Source organism: Streptomyces sp. NPDC096193, from assembly GCF_040302905.1.
GTDB lineage: Bacteria > Actinomycetota > Actinomycetes > Streptomycetales > Streptomycetaceae > Streptomyces.
This window is the reverse complement of the sequence record NZ_JBEOSJ010000038.1, coordinates 36,954-51,852: the sequence shown is the minus strand read 5'-3', so window position 1 is coordinate 51,852 and position 14,899 is coordinate 36,954. Positions and strand designations below refer to the sequence as shown.

Below are 14,899 nucleotides of genomic sequence, written 5' to 3'. Positions count from 1 at the left end.
AGGCGCCCAAAGGTTCCCTCAGCCTGGTTGGCAATCAGGTGTTGAGTGTAAGTGCACAAGGGAGCTTGACTGTGAGACCGACGGGTCGAGCAGGCCGCACGCCCCGGCACACCCCCTCCGCCTTTTGCAAGGTCCACCACCTCGCGGTATACCCTGGGGGGGTATAGGTTAGGGTTGTGGATCCGCGGGAGCGGGGCCACCCTGGAACGGGATTGGGGATGAAGGTCATGGACCACGGCGCACACCGCACCGGCACCGCACACGACCACGTCGCGCACCAGGCGCACGCGGGTCACGCCGGGCACCAGACGGGCTCGGTGACCTGGGGGGCGGCGGCGAAGGCGACGCTGCACTGTCTGACCGGCTGCGCGATCGGCGAGATCCTCGGCATGGTCATCGGTACCGTCCTACTGTGGGGCAACGTCCAGACGATGGTCCTCGCGATCACCCTGGCGTTCGTCTTCGGCTACTCGTTCACGCTCTTCGCGGTACGCAAGGCCGGTTTGGACTGGAAGAGCGCGATCAAGGTGGCGCTGGCCGCCGACACCGTCTCGATCGCGGTGATGGAGCTCGTCGACAACGGGATCATCGCCCTGACACCCGGAGCGATGGACGCCCACCTGTCGGACGCGCTGTTCTGGACCGCGCTGCTGGGCGGCTTCGCCGTGGCCTTCGTGATCACCACCCCGGTCAACAAGTGGATGATCGGCCGCGGCAAGGGCCACGCCGTCGTCCACGCCTACCACTGACCCACCCGTAGGCACCGTGCCCGGCCGCACCACACGTGCCGCCGGGCACGTTCACGTCTTGGGGCGTCAGCCGGAGATGTACCCGGGGACTTCCAGGCGGCCGCCCCGCATCCGCCGGCCCCGCGGAGGGGGAGGCACCGCAACCAACCCGGAGATCCGAGAGCTGTGGCCGGATCAGGCAGACCCGCGGTACTCAGTGATCTCAACAGCGGCGAAGTCCCTGACCAGGAAGCCAGGCGCCCGCCCGGCGATTCCCGTCGAAGAAGCGGCGGACATATCTACGCCATCCTCAGTCCCGAGCTCTTCCTGGTCCTCACCCGCTACCGCGCGTGGCCACCGGCCAAGTGGGAGCAATGGGCCTACGACACTCTCAGCTCGCAGCTGTTGGTCGACAACGGGCTCTGAAACCCGACAACGCGTACGAGCACTTCACCGGCGAGGAATGGAACCGCAGCATTCGGTATAGCTACGAGTCGTACTGCAACGCAGCCAGGTGGGCCAACGCTTGGCCGCCGACAGCCGCGCGTCGCCACTTGAACGACGTCTCAGACAGGTCTTTGGTGGCAGATGGGAACTGCGGGCAGGACTGTGGGCGCCGCCCCTGTGTCAGCTCGGGCTGAGTTGTAGCCGTTGGGCGGGCCGCGATGCGGCGTTGGCCGGGACCGTGTTGCCGACGTGTCTGGCCAGGTCTCGGAGACTTCCGTCTGGCCTTCGCGGCGGCGGACGACCACGCGTCGCCGCCGTCCATATGAAGCGCCGCACGCGGTGGGCTTGGGGCGTCGCCAACGTGACGGTTACCGCTCACGGTACTAAACCAACCGGCTGGTTTCTTGTGGGGGTGTCTTGTGGTGTTCTGTCGGGGCTGGGGGCATCGGTCTGGCTGTGTTTGGTGTGGTGGCGGGGGTGTTGGGGGCGGGGTCGGGGCGGGACTGGGGTATTGGGGGGCGTGGTCTGGATGGGCGGCAAAGCATTGACAAACCGTCCGTCCCGTTTTTGCTTGAGGTGGCGGGGTTCGGGTGTTGGGGGTCCCGCGGTCGAGGCGGTGGGTCGTGCTGGATTGATTCGAGTGGGGGTTGGTTGTGGATATTGCGGTGTTGGGTGGGTTGGGTGTGCAGGTGAATGGGGTGGGGGGTGGTGCCGACGGCGCCGAAGCCGCGTCAGGTGTTGGCGTTGTTGGTGGTGCATGCGGATCGGGTGGTGCCGGTGTCGTTGTTGGTGGAGGAGTTGTGGGGTGGGCGGCCGCCGCGGAGTGCGCGGACGACGTTGCAGACGTATGTGCTGCAGTTGCGGGAGTTGATCGCCGGCGCTCTGGTGCAGGATCCGGTGGGGGGTGTGGAGCGGTCGGCGAAGGATGTGTTGCGTACGTTGCCGGGCGGCTATTTCCTGCAGACGTCGGGTGGGTCGAGTGATGTGCGGGAGTTCGACCGACTGGCCGGGATGGGATATCGGGCGATGGACGCCGAGGATTTCGCGGGTGCGGCGCGCCGGCTGCGGGAGGCATTGAGCTTGTGGAGCGGTGCGGCGCTCGTGGATGTGCAGCCGGGGCCACAGTTGGAGATGGAGATCCGCCGGGTGGAGGAGAGCCGGTTGTGTGCTCTGTATCAGCGCATCGAGGCGGATCTGCGGCTGGGCCGGCATCGGGAACTTGTGGGCGAGCTGTCAGTGTTGGTCGCCCGTTACCGCACGCATGAGAATCTGCACGGTCAGTTCATGCTCGCTCTGCACCGGTCCGGACGCCGCGGTGAGGCTCTCGACGTCTATCAGCGGCTGCGTCACAGCCTGGTCCGTAACCTCGGTCTGGAACCCTCGGTCGGGCTGCGCCGGCTGCAGCGCTCGATCCTCATGACCGGCCCCGACACTGTCCTGACCGAACCAGCCGCACCCGCTGCTACCGGTACGCAGCGTTTGACCCGCACCGGCTGACCCCCATCCCAGCCCACCCCCGGTGTTCCGCCCCGCCCAGGAGGCAGGCCCCGCCCGGCCGGCACCGGCAGCCCCTTCGCGGCACCCCTCCCCGGGGCTCAACCCGACCCGCCAGCCCTACCGGATGCACCGGCCCCCTGCCCGGAACCGGCAGCCTTCCTTTTGCGGAACCCCTCCGGGGGGCTCAACTCGGCCTGTCGCAGCGGCCTTCCCTGCCGGACGCGCCGTCACCTCCGCTCGGCACCGTCGGCGCTTTTCGCGGGAACCCCTCCCGGTTCCTCAACTCGGCCCCCCGGGTGCCTTTTGGCCTGCCGGACCCTTCTGTTGCTGCCGTGGTCCGGCGACTGTGCCCGGCCGGCCAACGGCCCGGCGAAACTTTTCGAGCCTGTTCCCGGAGTGGTCGTTCGCGGTGGGCTCGGGCCGCCGCCGCTCGTTCGGCGTCCCGCCCTCCAGGCATCCCGGGCCGACACCGCCATGCCCCTACGCGGCCCCCGGGTGCCTCAACTCGGCCTGCCGCAAGGTCGCTTTTTCACCGGACGCGCCGGATCCCTGGCCCCGGCACCGGCAGCCTTACCTTCGCCCCCTCCGGAGCCGCAACTCGGCCCGTCACAGGGGCCTTGTAGTCGCCGGACGTGCCTGCCCGCGCCGGGCGCCGGCGGCCTTCCCTTCTTCAGCACGCACCGGCGAGTGGTGGCGAAATGGCGGAGGGCATGGCGGTGTTCAGTTCGACGCGGTGCTGGACGCGGGCGTGGCGGTCGGGAGCGGTCGCTCGCTACCATGGCCTGGTGGCCGCAACTGGCAAGCCAACTGACACGCCAGCGCCTCGCGTGCTGGCCCGCGCCGCCCGCGATAATCTCGGCGAGTTCGAGCAGCGGGTGTGTCGCCGTCCCGGCCTCGGCGGGGCGGCGGCGTGTCTGGTGATTCTCGTCGTAGTCATGAACTTCGTGGTCAACGGGCCGGAGAACGTCTGGGGCCGCGGCGTTGTGGTGGTCGGCCTGCTGATCGTCATCTTATGGGGTTATGTCTGGTTTAACCGTGTGCGTGGTGGGCTCTATCTGTTCTCGGAGGGTTTCGTCGATGCCGCCGGCAGGCGCGTGGTCAGCGTGGCGTGGTCGGAAATCCGGTCGATAGAGGGCGAGGAGACGCTGTTCGCCATGGGCTCGCTTCCGGTGGGGAGCGCCTTTGTCTACGAGGTGGCGTTCACGGCACGGGTGACCGGCCACGAAGCCGTGTGGAGGTTCAACACCACCTATGGGGACGTACATGAGCTCGCCGGACTCATCTCCCGGCGTTCCGGTGTCGCGGTGACCGGCCTCACCGACCCGTACCAGCTGTGACATGGTGTCAGGCGGGTCGTAAGGTTCCGGCCTGAACGTGGACGGCGCCCCCAACCGGACCCTGAGTGCCCCGTCCACACAGCAGACCAGATGCGGTAGAACCGCAAGACGATGATCAGGCAGTCCCGCTCACGCCGGCGAGGGTCGCGTCGACGAAGTTTCGCACCACGCGGTCACCTCGGACACCGTGCCCTCCTACGTCCAGTTGCTGGTCGTGTGCTGGCCGCTGTACCCCAGGCGGGAACCGATGAACACCGTGCGTGTACTCCTGCGTGCGTGCGTGCGGCTGCTTGCGGTAGCGCCCATGCCGCTCGGTCCTCGGGTACGCGTGGACGTCTCCCGATCCTCGTTTCCGGTGACAGAAAGAGCGCTGGATGAGCGCATGTGACAAGTCGACTGCCGTGCTGTTGACATGAAACAGTTGGGTACCTCTCCGCAGACCCCAGCGATACCGTTGTGCCCTCGAACGCCGATCTCCGACTGGAGGAGCAGGTGGAAGCAGGGACCGAGGGGCGGGCGATCCGCAAGTACCGGCTACCCACGGCACAGTTGGTGTTCATCACCCTCTTCCTCGGGTTGCCGGGCATTCCGTTGGCAGGCTCGATCGTGCCGGAGGACGACCTGCCCCTGACGTTCAAGGCGGGCATGCTCGTGCTCCTGAGCACGGTGTATCTCGGCATCATCTGGTTCTGGCGGGCGGCGACCATCGTCTACCGGGACCACATAGCAGTACGGCAGCTGTTCAGGACCCACAGGACAGTGTGGCCCGACGTGTTGCGCATCGAGGGCGAGGGCAATTCGGCTTCGTCCAGGACGATGCTGCTCGACCGAGAGGGCCGACTGCTCGCCCTGCCAGGGGGCGTGGGGGCACAACCTCACGAGGTGCGAGCTATCAAAGACAGATGGGAGCGGTCCCGTGGCGAGGAGTGGGCGCCCCCGGCTGATGCCGTCGTACTGGCGGCCCAGCACCGCGCTCGGGTGCGGGAATCCGCGATGGTGTGGGCCATTCTGTCGACCGTGGGCGCGTTCCTGGTGCTGCTGGTGGCCGGGCTCGTCCTTGCATTCAGGTCGGAAGGGGAGGGCGACGGGATGTCGTGGTTGTTCCAGGCGATCGGCTTCGTGCCGGTCGTGGTGTTCGTCGCCGTCCATCAGATCGCTGTCCGCCTCCTCCGCCGCCGGCACACGGCATCCCCATGCCCTGACCCGAGATGAGCGCCTTCCCTCCGGCCCTTGCCTCGGGACGGGGTACCTGAAGGTCATCGGTTCCGTATGCCGTCGTCCCTCACCAGCTGGGCCGTCTCAGGTGCGGGTCACGTCGTTAGACCGTCCACTCCGTGCCGTCCATCACCGGCCCGGCACCTGGCGGAAGCTCCGGCACCACCGCCGTGGTCACGGGCCCGACCTTTCCCGTCGGCACAACGATCGAGCCGTCTCCCAGCGGGCTGGCCAGGTCCAACTCCAGACCGCCTCGACCACAGCAGCCGCAGCAGCCGGGTGCGGGCGGCCGGCTCGCAACCCGCCGAAGGCGTGCTCGTGCCCGCGGCATGGTCACCGACACGAATTTGGCCTTGTCCAGGAGAACGCGTGAACAAAGCCACCAGGGCTTTCGATCTCCGTTACCGGTGACAGAAAGGCTGCTGTGGCAAAGCGCGTGCCTTATTGGAGAGTTGCCCTGGAGGACATGGTCAGAAGTGGGTGGCGATCCCGAAGGCCTGCCGGAGCAGGGCCATGTCGTGACGATCGTGGTCGGCCGGTTCGTAGCCCTGGTGGAAGAAGACCTGCTGTTGTGGCGACAGGCACGGGACGGTGGACCCCAGGATCGTGCCAGTGACGAAGGACGACGCGGGATAGACGAACGGCTGCTCGGGGGTGGGGGACGCCTGCACCGCGGAGCCGTCCGCAGCGAAGTCCAGAGGATGAAGATCGATCTCTCGCCCTTGGGGGTCGGTGACGACGAACCGCACGGGGCGCCAGTCGAGGGTCTCGACGAATCCTGCATCCGCGAGAGCCGTCACGGCAGCCGGTTCCTGGCTCTTGCGGTGCATCAGGTCCAGGTCACGGTGGGGGCGGGTCTGCTTGCCGACCAGGGCATCGATGCCCCAGCCGCCGCCGATCCAGATGTCGACGTCAACCTTGCGCAGTACGGCGAGGATGGACAGTACGTCGTCGGCCGTCATCACCCGCGCAGACTAGCGTTGATCACCCGGGCGGGCGAGTGGACGTGCCGCCGTGCGACAGGCCGGTTCCGCTTCCTGACCCACGTGGCCCACGCGTTCGCGCCGGTCGCGTGACCGACCTGGTCGGCGGGATGGGTCCGGGTGGCTTGGGGGTCGTCCCGAACCCGGCCGCGGCGAGCGTGGTGGCCATGGTGTTCACCGGGTCGACAGGACGGTGCTGCGGATCATCCGGGCTGGGCGGGTGTCCCGCAGTCGTCGGAGTACGTGGGGGAGAGGCAGTTGAGGCAGTGCTCCGCCCGTGTGCGTTCCTTTGGTGACCATCCCGTGGGGGTGTGCGGTCGGGCATGCCACGCGGTGGGTCAAGCATGGCTGCAGCGCGGCCAGGAGCGGGATCCTGCGGGACGACGGGGAGGGGATCGCTTGCCGAGCCGAACCATCTGGGTTGCGGATCGATGTCGGTGACCTCAGCATCCGGAGCCCGGTGCCGCAGGCGCCGTGCGACGGTCGCCGGTCCCCGTTGCGGAGGAACGAAAGAAGTCACCAGCCGGGGCCCGGGGCCGAGTTGGGATGGTCGGTTGTGTTCTGTACGGCCCGCACCGCCGCATCCCCGAGCTGCCGCCGCACCCCCGTACCGTCGATCGGTCGTGTGGTGGCGCGGGCGTGTGGTGGTTGGCCGCTGTGCCGGGTGTGGCTGCGTGGCCCGGGTGGTGTGGGGGTCAGGTGGGGTGGGGGTGGTGGGTGGTGAGGGTTTGGATGTGGTGGAGGAGGGCTTGTTGCTGGCGGTCGAGTTCGTCGATGCGTTGGCTGAGGCGAGTGATGGCGTTGTCGTGGTGCGGCTGGTGCCTTCCGCCTCCGGGCCCAGCCCCGGGCCCGGGAGTGGGGGTGTGGGTGAGGATGGCGTGGAGGCGGGCGCGGAGTGGGGGGCCGGGTTCGATGCCGAGGGTGGTGATGAGGTGGTGGCGTGCGCGTTCGTAGACGCTGAGGGCTTCGGCTTGGCGGCCGCTGCGGTAGAGGGCGCCCATCAGCTGGTCGTAGAAGCGTTCTCGCAGGGGTGGGCGGCGGTGAGGTTTTCGAGGTCGCTGGTGATCTCGTGATGGCGGGTGCGGGCAGACGGAGGTTGATCCGTGCCGTCCCTCCGTCGTCCCCGTCCCCGTCCGCCGGGGCGGGCGGCAGTGCCGGGCGCCCGCCGGCCTCGTGCTCCCGCGGGTGCCTGGGTATCACGTGGTCGGGTGGTGCCATCACCACGAACTCGGGGTGGAGCCCCCGCAGCCGTACGTCGACCGAGCCCGGCGCCAGCTCGCGGGTGACCTCGGCCATGGCGTCGGACAGGGCGTTCAAGAGGGTGAGACGGGTGGCCGACTCCAGCGGCGCGGTGAGCAGCTCCGCCACGGCCCGGATGTCGTCGCCGCCGGCCTCGACGGCGACCGCGAGCTCGCGGCGGAGATGGTCGACATACGGCGTGAGATCCATAGCGCCATAGTGGCACCAGTGTGGCGTCATAGCTAGCATGCAATGGCACCGTCATGGTGCCGTCTTGTTAGTGGCCGGATTGGCTACGGCGTACGGCCGGGGGAGGGGCGGCACCCGCACCGCCGCCCACCCGGGCGTCAACACCCGGTGCTGCTTCGGGAGTTGACAATCGCCCCACCTGCCCTGCCTCTGCCGGGGCGTGGCCGGAACCGGGTGCCGGGGGCTGCCCGGCGGGTTCTCGGCCCGGGTCAGGCGGCGGTCCCGTGGGGGAAGGGGCGGGGCGCGTCGCCTGTGGCCGGGCCCGTGGCGGCTGCGGCCAGGGGCGTGCCGGTGAGATGCAGCAGGCGTGTCAGGTGGTCGGGGATGTTGCGCACGGTGAGCCGGGTGCCGCGGCGGGCGGCGGAGTTCTTCGCGGCGACGAGTGCGCCGATGCCGGAGCAGTCGCAGAACGCGAGGTCGGTGAGGTCGAGTACGACCTGGCGGTATGCGGTGACCGCTGCGGCCAGTGCCGCGCGGATGTCACCGACGGTGGAGATGTCCAACTCTCCGGCCAGTTTCATGACGGCGTGCCCCGGGCCCGGCCCGGCAGTCGTCGTGATGTCCATGTGACTGCCTCCCGCATGTGCGCCGTGGTGGGCGCGTGACAGCCGTCGCCCTGTTCGGACGATCGCTCGACAATCCGACGAGGCATCCATACAAACCGGGCCAGAAGTGATTTGTCCAGAGGAGACGGACCAGTGCCGCCGGGGGCTGTCGAAGTGGGCATCCGGTGCCCGGTCAGCTGGTGTCTGCGGCACCGGATGCCAGGTGGCGCGGGGTACGGGTGACCTGCAGGCCGGCCGCGTCGGCGAGGCGGGCGAAGACCATGGCGTCCTGGACGGCAGCCCCGCCGGGATCGTTGTTGAAGTACACGTACCTCTCACACGTGTCGGGCCAGGTGTCGGTGAGGCGGCGCACCCAGGTCGCGAGGGCCTTCCTGCCGTAGCGGGGCCAGGGCCGGGCCCGGCCCTGGTGCAGGCGCAGATAACCGAAGTCGCAGGTCCGCCACAGCGGCCCGGCGGGTCGGGACCGCAGGTCCGCCCAGCACAGGGCAGCGCCCCGGGCCTCCAGGACCGCCCGGACCTCTGGCGTCCACCAGGAGTCATGGCGCGGCTCGACCGCGACGCGGGTACCGGCCGGAAAGCAGCGCAGGCAGTCGTCGAGGAGGGCGGCATCGGCTCGCAGCGTCGGCGGCAGCTGCAGCAGCACCGGCCCGAGCCGGTCACCGAGCCCGGCGGCGTGTTCCATCAGCCGCCCGACCGGCTCCTCGGGCTCCCGCAGCCGTTTGATGTGCGTCAGATAGCGGCTGGCCTTGACGGCCATGACGAAGCCCTCGGGGGTGCGCTCGCGCCACTGGGCGAACGTCTCCCGGGACGGCAGCCGGTAGAAGGCGTTGTTGTTCTCCACGGTCTGGAACCGGGCCGCGTACTCCTCCAGCCACAGCCGCTGCGGCACGCCCTCGGCGTACAGGACGTCCCGCCAGTCCTTGTACTGCCAGCCCGAGGTGCCGAGGAAGAGTGTCACCTCTTCATCGAAGCACGCCATGCGGCAGTGCGACGGCTGGGCGGGGAGGTGGGGGCGGCCGGCGGGTCAGTCGTGTGCGGGCGGGCGAAGATGCCGGGCCCGCGGTGCGCGCGGTCGACGCGCGCGGCCTCGGCCGCCCTCGGCGCACCGGGGGCGACGAGGCCGCGTGTGGAGGCTGTCGACGGCCGGGCCCGCCGCCGGGCCCGCCGCCGCGCCGGTTGCCGCCGCCTGCTGGAGCCGGCCGGGACAGCGCACTGGGAAGGGGCGGCGGGTGGCCGCGCCCGGCCGGCCGGTCTGCCCGGCCCCGCTCAGCAGCCGGCCTCCTCCGGGTCACGGGCCGCCTGCGCCTCCCACGGGGCCGGGCCGGTGCCGTCCTCCCAGGCGGCCAGGGCATCGGCGTCGAAGCAGACGATCCCGCACTGTTCGGCGTACTCGGTCGCCGGCAGGGTGAAGGCGCCGGTGGTCACCACCGCGGCGACCTGGGCCTCGTGCACGGCGAAACACGTACCGCCGAACCGCTGGACGTCCTGCGACCCGACCTTGTTGACGGGGCCGTAACGCTTGCACTGGATGACGACGTGCCGGCCGTCGGGCGCTGTTGCCACCACGTCCGCGCCGAGGTCGCCCGCACCGCCGACGACGTCGATGTCGCGGCAGCCGTCGCGTTCGCACAGCGCCGCCACGGCCTGCTCGAAGGCGACCGGGTCCAACAGGCCCAGCAGCGACGCCTCTTGCCCCGCTTCCGGCCCGATGCCGGTTTCCTGCGGCACGCCCGCGCCCTCGCAGGCCGCCGCACGGGCACCCCCGGACCGGTGCCGGTGACGTATCCGGCGGGCTGCGGCGAGCGTCACCAGGGCGGCAACGGCCGCCGGCGCAACACCCAGCAGTTCCTGGGCGTCCGCGGACTTCACCAGCGTCTTGAGCATCAGCCCGCCGCCGCAGACCAGCGAGGCCACCAGGCCGAAACCGAGTGCTGTCTGACGCAGGCTGAACGCCGGCCGCCGCCGCACCACCCCTGACCGCCGCACAGGTACTGTCATGGTTGCCGCCACCCCCACACATTTCCAAGATCGTTAATGCACGTCTGGCCCCAACTTGCGCGATTAAACGGCGCGTTCACCCTGATCGGCGGGGACGGGTGAGGGAGGGGCCCGGACGGGCCCGTGGGTTCGCCGAGGACATGACCGTGCGCGTCGCCGCCGCCCTCACGGGGGGAGGGCCACAGGTGTCCCGGGCACGGCATAGGGTCGGGGCGTGCTGACTTCTCGAGACCTGGCCGAATGGGTCCGCGCCCGGTACGGGCCGCGCCATACCGACCGGCGGATCCGGGACCTCGGGTTCGCCTGGTCCATCGACACCCAGCCCGACGCGTACCTCGACGGGGACACCTCCGCGATGACCTACGGCAACGGTCCCGACCTCGTCGTCAAACGCACCGGCGCGGTGTGGCAGTTCGGCTCCAACCCCATGATGCTGCCGCTGTACGAGGCCCGCACCGAGGTGGAGCTGCGCCGGGCGATGGCGAAGCTGATCCCGGGAGCGGACCTGGACCGGCCCCCGGAGACGGTCCCGGCACCGGCACAGCCGCCCGCGCCGTCACCGTTCCCGCCGTCCGCGACCGGCACGGCTGCGGCGCCGCCGATGGTCGGCGCGCCCGGTACGGTCCCTGCGCCCACGGGCGTCTTCGGCGCGCCGTACGAGCCCGCCCCGGTGGTCCCCGGGGCTGCGCCCGCACCCTCTGCACCCGTATCGCCCGCGCCCGCCGCGCCGCCCGCCGTGGGGCCCGAGTTCGCGGTGGCCGACACGAAGAACGCGGTGCTCGTGGATCCGCAGGGGGTCTGCTTCGATCAGGAGGGCCGGCATGCCGCGTTCGCCTGGCCGGAGATCCGCAGCGTCCACCACACGGTGCGCGGTACGTGCCTGATGGTGGGGGTCGTGCACATTGACGGGGCGTTCTACGAATGCCGGGTGAGCGCGAAACGGCAGGCGCGCGTGCGGGAGTGGTCCGCGCACCTCCCGCCGGTCCTCGCGTTCTATCTCGGGGCCCGGCCTGCCTGAACCGCCCCACGGCCCGGTCCGTCCCCGCCCCCCTTTCGGAGAACAGTCAGGTCATGCGCCACCCCTCGCTCGTCCAGGTCGCCGACGGGGTCCACCTGGTCCACGGCTCCGACACGAACTGGGTCATCCTCAGCGAAGGCGACGAGGCGACCCTCGTCGACTGCGGCTATCGGGGCGACCGCGAACTGCTCCTCGCATCGCTGGCCGAGGCCGGTCACGCACCCGAGTCGGTCAAGGCCGTCCTCGTCACGCACGCGCACAACGATCACATCGGATCCGCCGAACACCTCAGCCGCTCCTTCGGCATCCCGGTACTGCTGCACGAAGCCGAAGTGCCGCACGCCCGCCGGGAATTCCTGCACCAGGTCGCCATCACCACCGTGCTGCGCAACGCCTGGCGCCCCGGTGTCCTGCCGTGGGCGGTGCACGCCCTGCGCTCGGGCGGCACCGCGGACACACGGATCACCGCCCCGCGGGCGTTCCCCGCCCCCGGCGCCCTCGACCTGCCCGGACGCCCCGTTCCCGTCCACACCCCGGGACACACGGCGGGGCACTGCTGCTACGCACTGCCGCAGGCGGGCATCCTCATCTCGGGCGACGCTCTCGTCAGCGGCCACCCCACCTCACGCCTTGAGGGACCGCAGCTGCTGCCCGTCATGTTCGACACCGAACGCGAGCGTGCTCTGGCCTCGCTGCGGATCATCGAGGGCGTGGCGGGCGACACCCTCCTCCCCGGCCACGGCCCCCTCCACCGGGGATCCGTCGCGCAGGCCGCCCGCCGGGCCCGCGACCTCGCCTCCTGCCCCCGGAGGCACTCCCGGGCCTCCTGACCCCGGGGCCTCCTGATGCCGGAGGCAGCCGCCCGGCGGTGCCGCCACCAGGTGTCCGCTGTCCAGAGGCACACCGCTCCACGACAGACCACGGCGCGGAACCCTCCTGCGGGGTGGTCGGGCTACGCTGCATTCCTGACAAACCGTCACGAAAGGATCATGCTGTGTCCTCTCGACTCAACCCGTACATCAGTTTCGCCGGTGACGCCAAGCAGGCGCTGGAGTTCTACAAGGACGTCTTCGGCGGCACCCTGAAGGTCAACACCTTCGGCGACTTCGGCGGCGAGGCACCGCCCGGTTTCGCCGACAAGATCATGCACGGCCAGCTGGAGACCCCGAGCGGTTTCACCCTGATGGGTGCCGACACTCCTCCTGGCGAGGAGCACAAGCCGGGTACCAACTTCGCCGTCAGTCTCAGCGGCGACGAGCCGGGCGAGCTGCGCGGCTACTGGGACAAGCTCTCCGACGGCGGGACGGTGGCGGTGCCGCTGGAGAAGCAGATGTGGGGCGATGTGTTCGGCATGTGCACGGACAAGTTCGGGGTCGGCTGGATGGTCAACATCACCGAGTCCGGCGCCTGACCGCAGACGCGCGAGCCGTGTGCCTGAGGGCTCCTCGCCTGTCCGGCGCCGGGGCCCTCGGCACACCCGGCCCCCCTCGGTCCCGGCAGCGCCAGCCGGGTACGACCGGCCCTGGGGGTCAGCGGATGAAGCGGGGGAGCCATTTCGCGGTGTAGTCGGGATGCGAGGCGTACTCGGCGGCCAACTGCCGTACCGCGAAGCCGAGACCGACGGCGCGGCCGGAGGTGAAGTCCTCCTCCGGCCGGTCGGTGTCGCGTTCCGCGACTTCGACGTACTCGCCGAGCAGGACGCGGTTGGTCTCGATACGGGCCAGGGTGCGGGCCGGGTCCTGGAGGGCGATGTGCCGGTCGTAGCCGGCGTCGCGGACCGTGAACGCGATCCCGGACGTCCGGTCGTGGACCTCCCCGGGTACGCCCGCCGGACACCGCCAGCTCGCGCCTCCGGCATCAAGGGCGACCCGTTCCTCCTCGGCGAGCCGGGCTTCGATGAAGGCCACCATGTCTGCGTTGCCGGCCATACGACGGCGCTTCCTCTCGTCAGGGGCTGTGGACTGCGGAGCCATTGTGCGGGACGCCCCGCCCTGCCGGTGAACGGCAGGCCCTCCGCCCCCCGTCCGCCGCCTCCACCCTGCCCCGTCCGGGCCCCCACCCCACCCAGCACGGCCTCTGACCGGCAGGCCCCCGCCTCGCCCTGCCTCGTCCGGGGCCGCACGGCTACGCGCCCCGGGCTGCGGCGCCCGGCGGGGAGCAGGAACCCGCTGTGCCGTCCGGGTGCGGCCGCGCCTACGATGCTGTGCTGCGCGGACGGGCCGCCCGCCCGAATCCCCGGGGGAGGAACCGCAGTATGAGCGACTCCGCAGACGTGCAATCTCCGCTGTGGACACGGAACTTCACGCTCTACTTCACGGCCCGGATCGCGTCGATGCTGGGTGATGCGATGTTGCCGGTGGCCCTGTCGGTGGCGATGCTGACCCTGGGCTACGGGGTGAGCGCGGTCGGGTTCGCGCTCGGTGCGTGGATGGCCGCCTTCGCGGTGTTCGTGGTGTTCGGCGGGGTCCTCGCGGACCGGTTCCACCCCCGGCCGGTGATGATCGCCGCGGATGCGGTGCGGTTCCTGCTCATCTCCTCCCTCGCCTGGTACGTCGCGGCCGGCCGGCCGCCGCTGTGGTTCATCGTGACCGCGACCGCCCTGGGCGGTCTGGCGACCGCGATGTTCCAGCCGGGCGTCAACGGCCTGGTGCCACAGGTCGCCGCCGATGCGCAGAAGGCCAACGCCGTGCTGCGGGTCGGCCAGGGCGTGTCCACGATGGCCGGGCCCGCGGGCGCCGGGCTCCTCGTCGCGGCAGCCGCACCGGCGTGGGCGTTTGCCGCGACGGCGGCCACCTTCGCGGCCGGCGGACTGTCCCTGCTGGCTTTGCGGCTGCCGCCGTTCACCGCCGACCGTACGACCTCCACCTGGGAGAACCTGCGCACCGGCTGGCACGAGTTCCGCTCCCGTTCCTGGCTGTGGTCGGTCATCCTCATCTGGTGGGTCCTCGGTGTCTTCGTCTGGGGCCCGCTCATCCCGCTGGGCGCCGCGTCCGTCACCGGCGCCCACGGCACCGCCGCGTTCGGTTACGCCGAGGCCGCGTTCGGCGCCGGCTGCGCCGCGGGCGGCCTGCTCGCCATTCGGGTCCGTCCCGCCCGGCCGCTGCTCGGCGGCGCCGTCGCCATGTTCCTCTTCCCGCTGATGCCGCTCACCGCGGCTCTGGTGCCGGCGCTGCCGCTGCTGCTGCTCGGTTACGCGGTCAGCGGTGTCGGCTGGGCGTTCTGGGGTGTGCAGTGGGCCACCACCGTGCAGACCCAGATCCCGGGGGACCGGCTCAACCGGGTCTCCGCGTACGAGATCGCCGGCTCGATCCTCGCCGTCCCGCTGGGGCAGATGATCGCCGGACCGGCCAGCTCGCTGGTCGGCGTCCACGAATTGCTGCTGGCCGCCGCCGTGATCAGCGCCGGATGTGCGGCGGCGCTGATCGCGGTCACCCCCGTGCGGCGGCTGCGCCGCGCCCCGGCCCGCCGCCTGACACCCACCGCTGCCACCCCGGAGCCCGGCGCCGGCATGATGCTCGGACCGGCAGCGCCCGCAGCGGCGCACGGGGGCCCGCACGACCGCACCTGACCCGCCGGCCGCCCGACCGCGCGCAAGACGTCCGGGGTGTGGCGTAAGCACCCG

The 14,899-nt window shown here is 70.7% G+C and carries 14 protein-coding genes, 1 rRNA gene and 2 pseudogenes; 10 read left to right on the top strand and 7 right to left on the bottom strand.

All coding sequences use genetic code 11. From position 1 onward, the window contains the following. From ABTX78_RS33705 to ABTX78_RS33680, 6 genes and pseudogenes are all read left to right on the top strand, one after another. Window positions 1–210, top strand: a 23S ribosomal RNA gene (locus ABTX78_RS33705); the annotation flags it as partial. 17 nt (window positions 211–227) lie between these two features. Then, the gene (locus ABTX78_RS33700) at window positions 228–749 is read left to right on the top strand and encodes a DUF4396 domain-containing protein (RefSeq protein WP_352210584.1); all 522 of its coding nucleotides are present in this window, start codon (window positions 228–230) and stop codon (window positions 747–749) included. Window positions 750–914: 165 nt separating this feature from the next. After that, entirely contained in the window at window positions 915–1,154 is a 240-nt protein-coding gene (locus ABTX78_RS33695) for a hypothetical protein (protein ID WP_352210583.1), read from the top strand. 674 nt (window positions 1,155–1,828) lie between these two features. Beyond that, window positions 1,829–2,672, top strand: a pseudogene (locus ABTX78_RS33690) (AfsR/SARP family transcriptional regulator). A gap of 785 nt (window positions 2,673–3,457) precedes the next feature. After that, entirely contained in the window at window positions 3,458–4,009 is a 552-nt protein-coding gene (locus ABTX78_RS33685; protein WP_352210582.1) for a hypothetical protein, read from the top strand. Window positions 4,010–4,561: 552 nt separating this feature from the next. Continuing rightward, on the top strand, window positions 4,562–5,221 hold the full coding sequence (locus ABTX78_RS33680) for a hypothetical protein (protein WP_352210581.1): 660 nt from the start codon (window positions 4,562–4,564) through the stop codon (window positions 5,219–5,221). Window positions 5,222–5,694: 473 nt separating this feature from the next. On the opposite strand, the gene ABTX78_RS33675 is transcribed toward ABTX78_RS33680, so the two are convergent. The 6 genes and pseudogenes from ABTX78_RS33675 to ABTX78_RS33650 form a co-directional block, all read right to left on the bottom strand. Further along, complete coding sequence (locus ABTX78_RS33675; protein ID WP_352210580.1) at window positions 5,695–6,186, bottom strand: nucleotidyltransferase domain-containing protein; 492 nt, start codon at window positions 6,184–6,186, stop codon at window positions 5,695–5,697. A 716-nt stretch (window positions 6,187–6,902) separates the two neighbouring features. After that, entirely contained in the window at window positions 6,903–7,208 is a 306-nt protein-coding gene (locus tag ABTX78_RS33670) for a BTAD domain-containing putative transcriptional regulator (protein WP_352210579.1), read from the bottom strand. Between the two features lie 204 nt (window positions 7,209–7,412). Beyond that, window positions 7,413–7,656, bottom strand: a pseudogene (locus ABTX78_RS33665) (hypothetical protein); the annotation flags it as partial. A 248-nt stretch (window positions 7,657–7,904) separates the two neighbouring features. After that, window positions 7,905–8,261, bottom strand: a complete 357-nt coding sequence (locus ABTX78_RS33660) for an STAS domain-containing protein (protein WP_352210578.1) — start codon at window positions 8,259–8,261, stop codon at window positions 7,905–7,907. Window positions 8,262–8,433: 172 nt separating this feature from the next. Next, a complete protein-coding gene (locus ABTX78_RS33655) occupies window positions 8,434–9,219 on the bottom strand; it encodes a DUF72 domain-containing protein (protein ID WP_352210577.1) in 786 nt (261 codons plus the stop codon). A 308-nt stretch (window positions 9,220–9,527) separates the two neighbouring features. Further along, the gene (locus ABTX78_RS33650; protein WP_352210576.1) at window positions 9,528–10,259 is read right to left on the bottom strand and encodes a restriction endonuclease; all 732 of its coding nucleotides are present in this window, start codon (window positions 10,257–10,259) and stop codon (window positions 9,528–9,530) included. Between the two features lie 214 nt (window positions 10,260–10,473). On the opposite strand from ABTX78_RS33650, the gene ABTX78_RS33645 reads away from it, so the two are divergent. The 3 genes from ABTX78_RS33645 to ABTX78_RS33635 all read left to right on the top strand — a co-directional run bounded on the left by ABTX78_RS33645 (window position 10,474) and on the right by ABTX78_RS33635 (window position 12,688). Next, entirely contained in the window at window positions 10,474–11,277 is an 804-nt protein-coding gene (locus tag ABTX78_RS33645) for a hypothetical protein (protein ID WP_352210575.1), read from the top strand. A 53-nt stretch (window positions 11,278–11,330) separates the two neighbouring features. Beyond that, window positions 11,331–12,107, top strand: coding sequence for an MBL fold metallo-hydrolase (locus ABTX78_RS33640; RefSeq protein WP_352210574.1), 777 nt, complete (start codon window positions 11,331–11,333; stop codon window positions 12,105–12,107). A 164-nt stretch (window positions 12,108–12,271) separates the two neighbouring features. Beyond that, window positions 12,272–12,688, top strand: coding sequence for a VOC family protein (locus ABTX78_RS33635; protein ID WP_352210573.1), 417 nt, complete (start codon window positions 12,272–12,274; stop codon window positions 12,686–12,688). Window positions 12,689–12,806: 118 nt separating this feature from the next. Here the strand turns inward: ABTX78_RS33635 and ABTX78_RS33630 are convergent, their stop codons facing one another. Further along, complete coding sequence (locus ABTX78_RS33630; RefSeq protein ID WP_352210572.1) at window positions 12,807–13,205, bottom strand: DUF6221 family protein; 399 nt, start codon at window positions 13,203–13,205, stop codon at window positions 12,807–12,809. A 326-nt stretch (window positions 13,206–13,531) separates the two neighbouring features. On the opposite strand from ABTX78_RS33630, the gene ABTX78_RS33625 reads away from it, so the two are divergent. Further along, window positions 13,532–14,845, top strand: coding sequence for an MFS transporter (locus ABTX78_RS33625; protein ID WP_352210571.1), 1,314 nt, complete (start codon window positions 13,532–13,534; stop codon window positions 14,843–14,845). Window positions 14,846–14,899 lie beyond the last annotated feature (54 nt).

What these genes read in the sequence shown, in the direction of transcription:
- ABTX78_RS33650 (WP_352210576.1), bottom strand. Translation starts at nt 10,259, where the DNA reads ATGACAGTACCTGTGCGGCGGTCAGGGGTGGTGCGGCGGCGGCCGGCG.
- ABTX78_RS33625 (WP_352210571.1), top strand. Translation starts at nt 13,532, where the DNA reads ATGAGCGACTCCGCAGACGTGCAATCTCCGCTGTGGACACGGAACTTC.
- ABTX78_RS33670 (WP_352210579.1), bottom strand. Translation starts at nt 7,208, where the DNA reads ATGGGCGCCCTCTACCGCAGCGGCCGCCAAGCCGAAGCCCTCAGCGTC.
- ABTX78_RS33630 (WP_352210572.1), bottom strand. Translation starts at nt 13,205, where the DNA reads ATGGCCGGCAACGCAGACATGGTGGCCTTCATCGAAGCCCGGCTCGCC.
- ABTX78_RS33660 (WP_352210578.1), bottom strand. Translation starts at nt 8,261, where the DNA reads ATGGACATCACGACGACTGCCGGGCCGGGCCCGGGGCACGCCGTCATG.
- ABTX78_RS33640 (WP_352210574.1), top strand. Translation starts at nt 11,331, where the DNA reads ATGCGCCACCCCTCGCTCGTCCAGGTCGCCGACGGGGTCCACCTGGTC.
- ABTX78_RS33700 (WP_352210584.1), top strand. Translation starts at nt 228, where the DNA reads ATGGACCACGGCGCACACCGCACCGGCACCGCACACGACCACGTCGCG.
- ABTX78_RS33675 (WP_352210580.1), bottom strand. Translation starts at nt 6,186, where the DNA reads ATGACGGCCGACGACGTACTGTCCATCCTCGCCGTACTGCGCAAGGTT.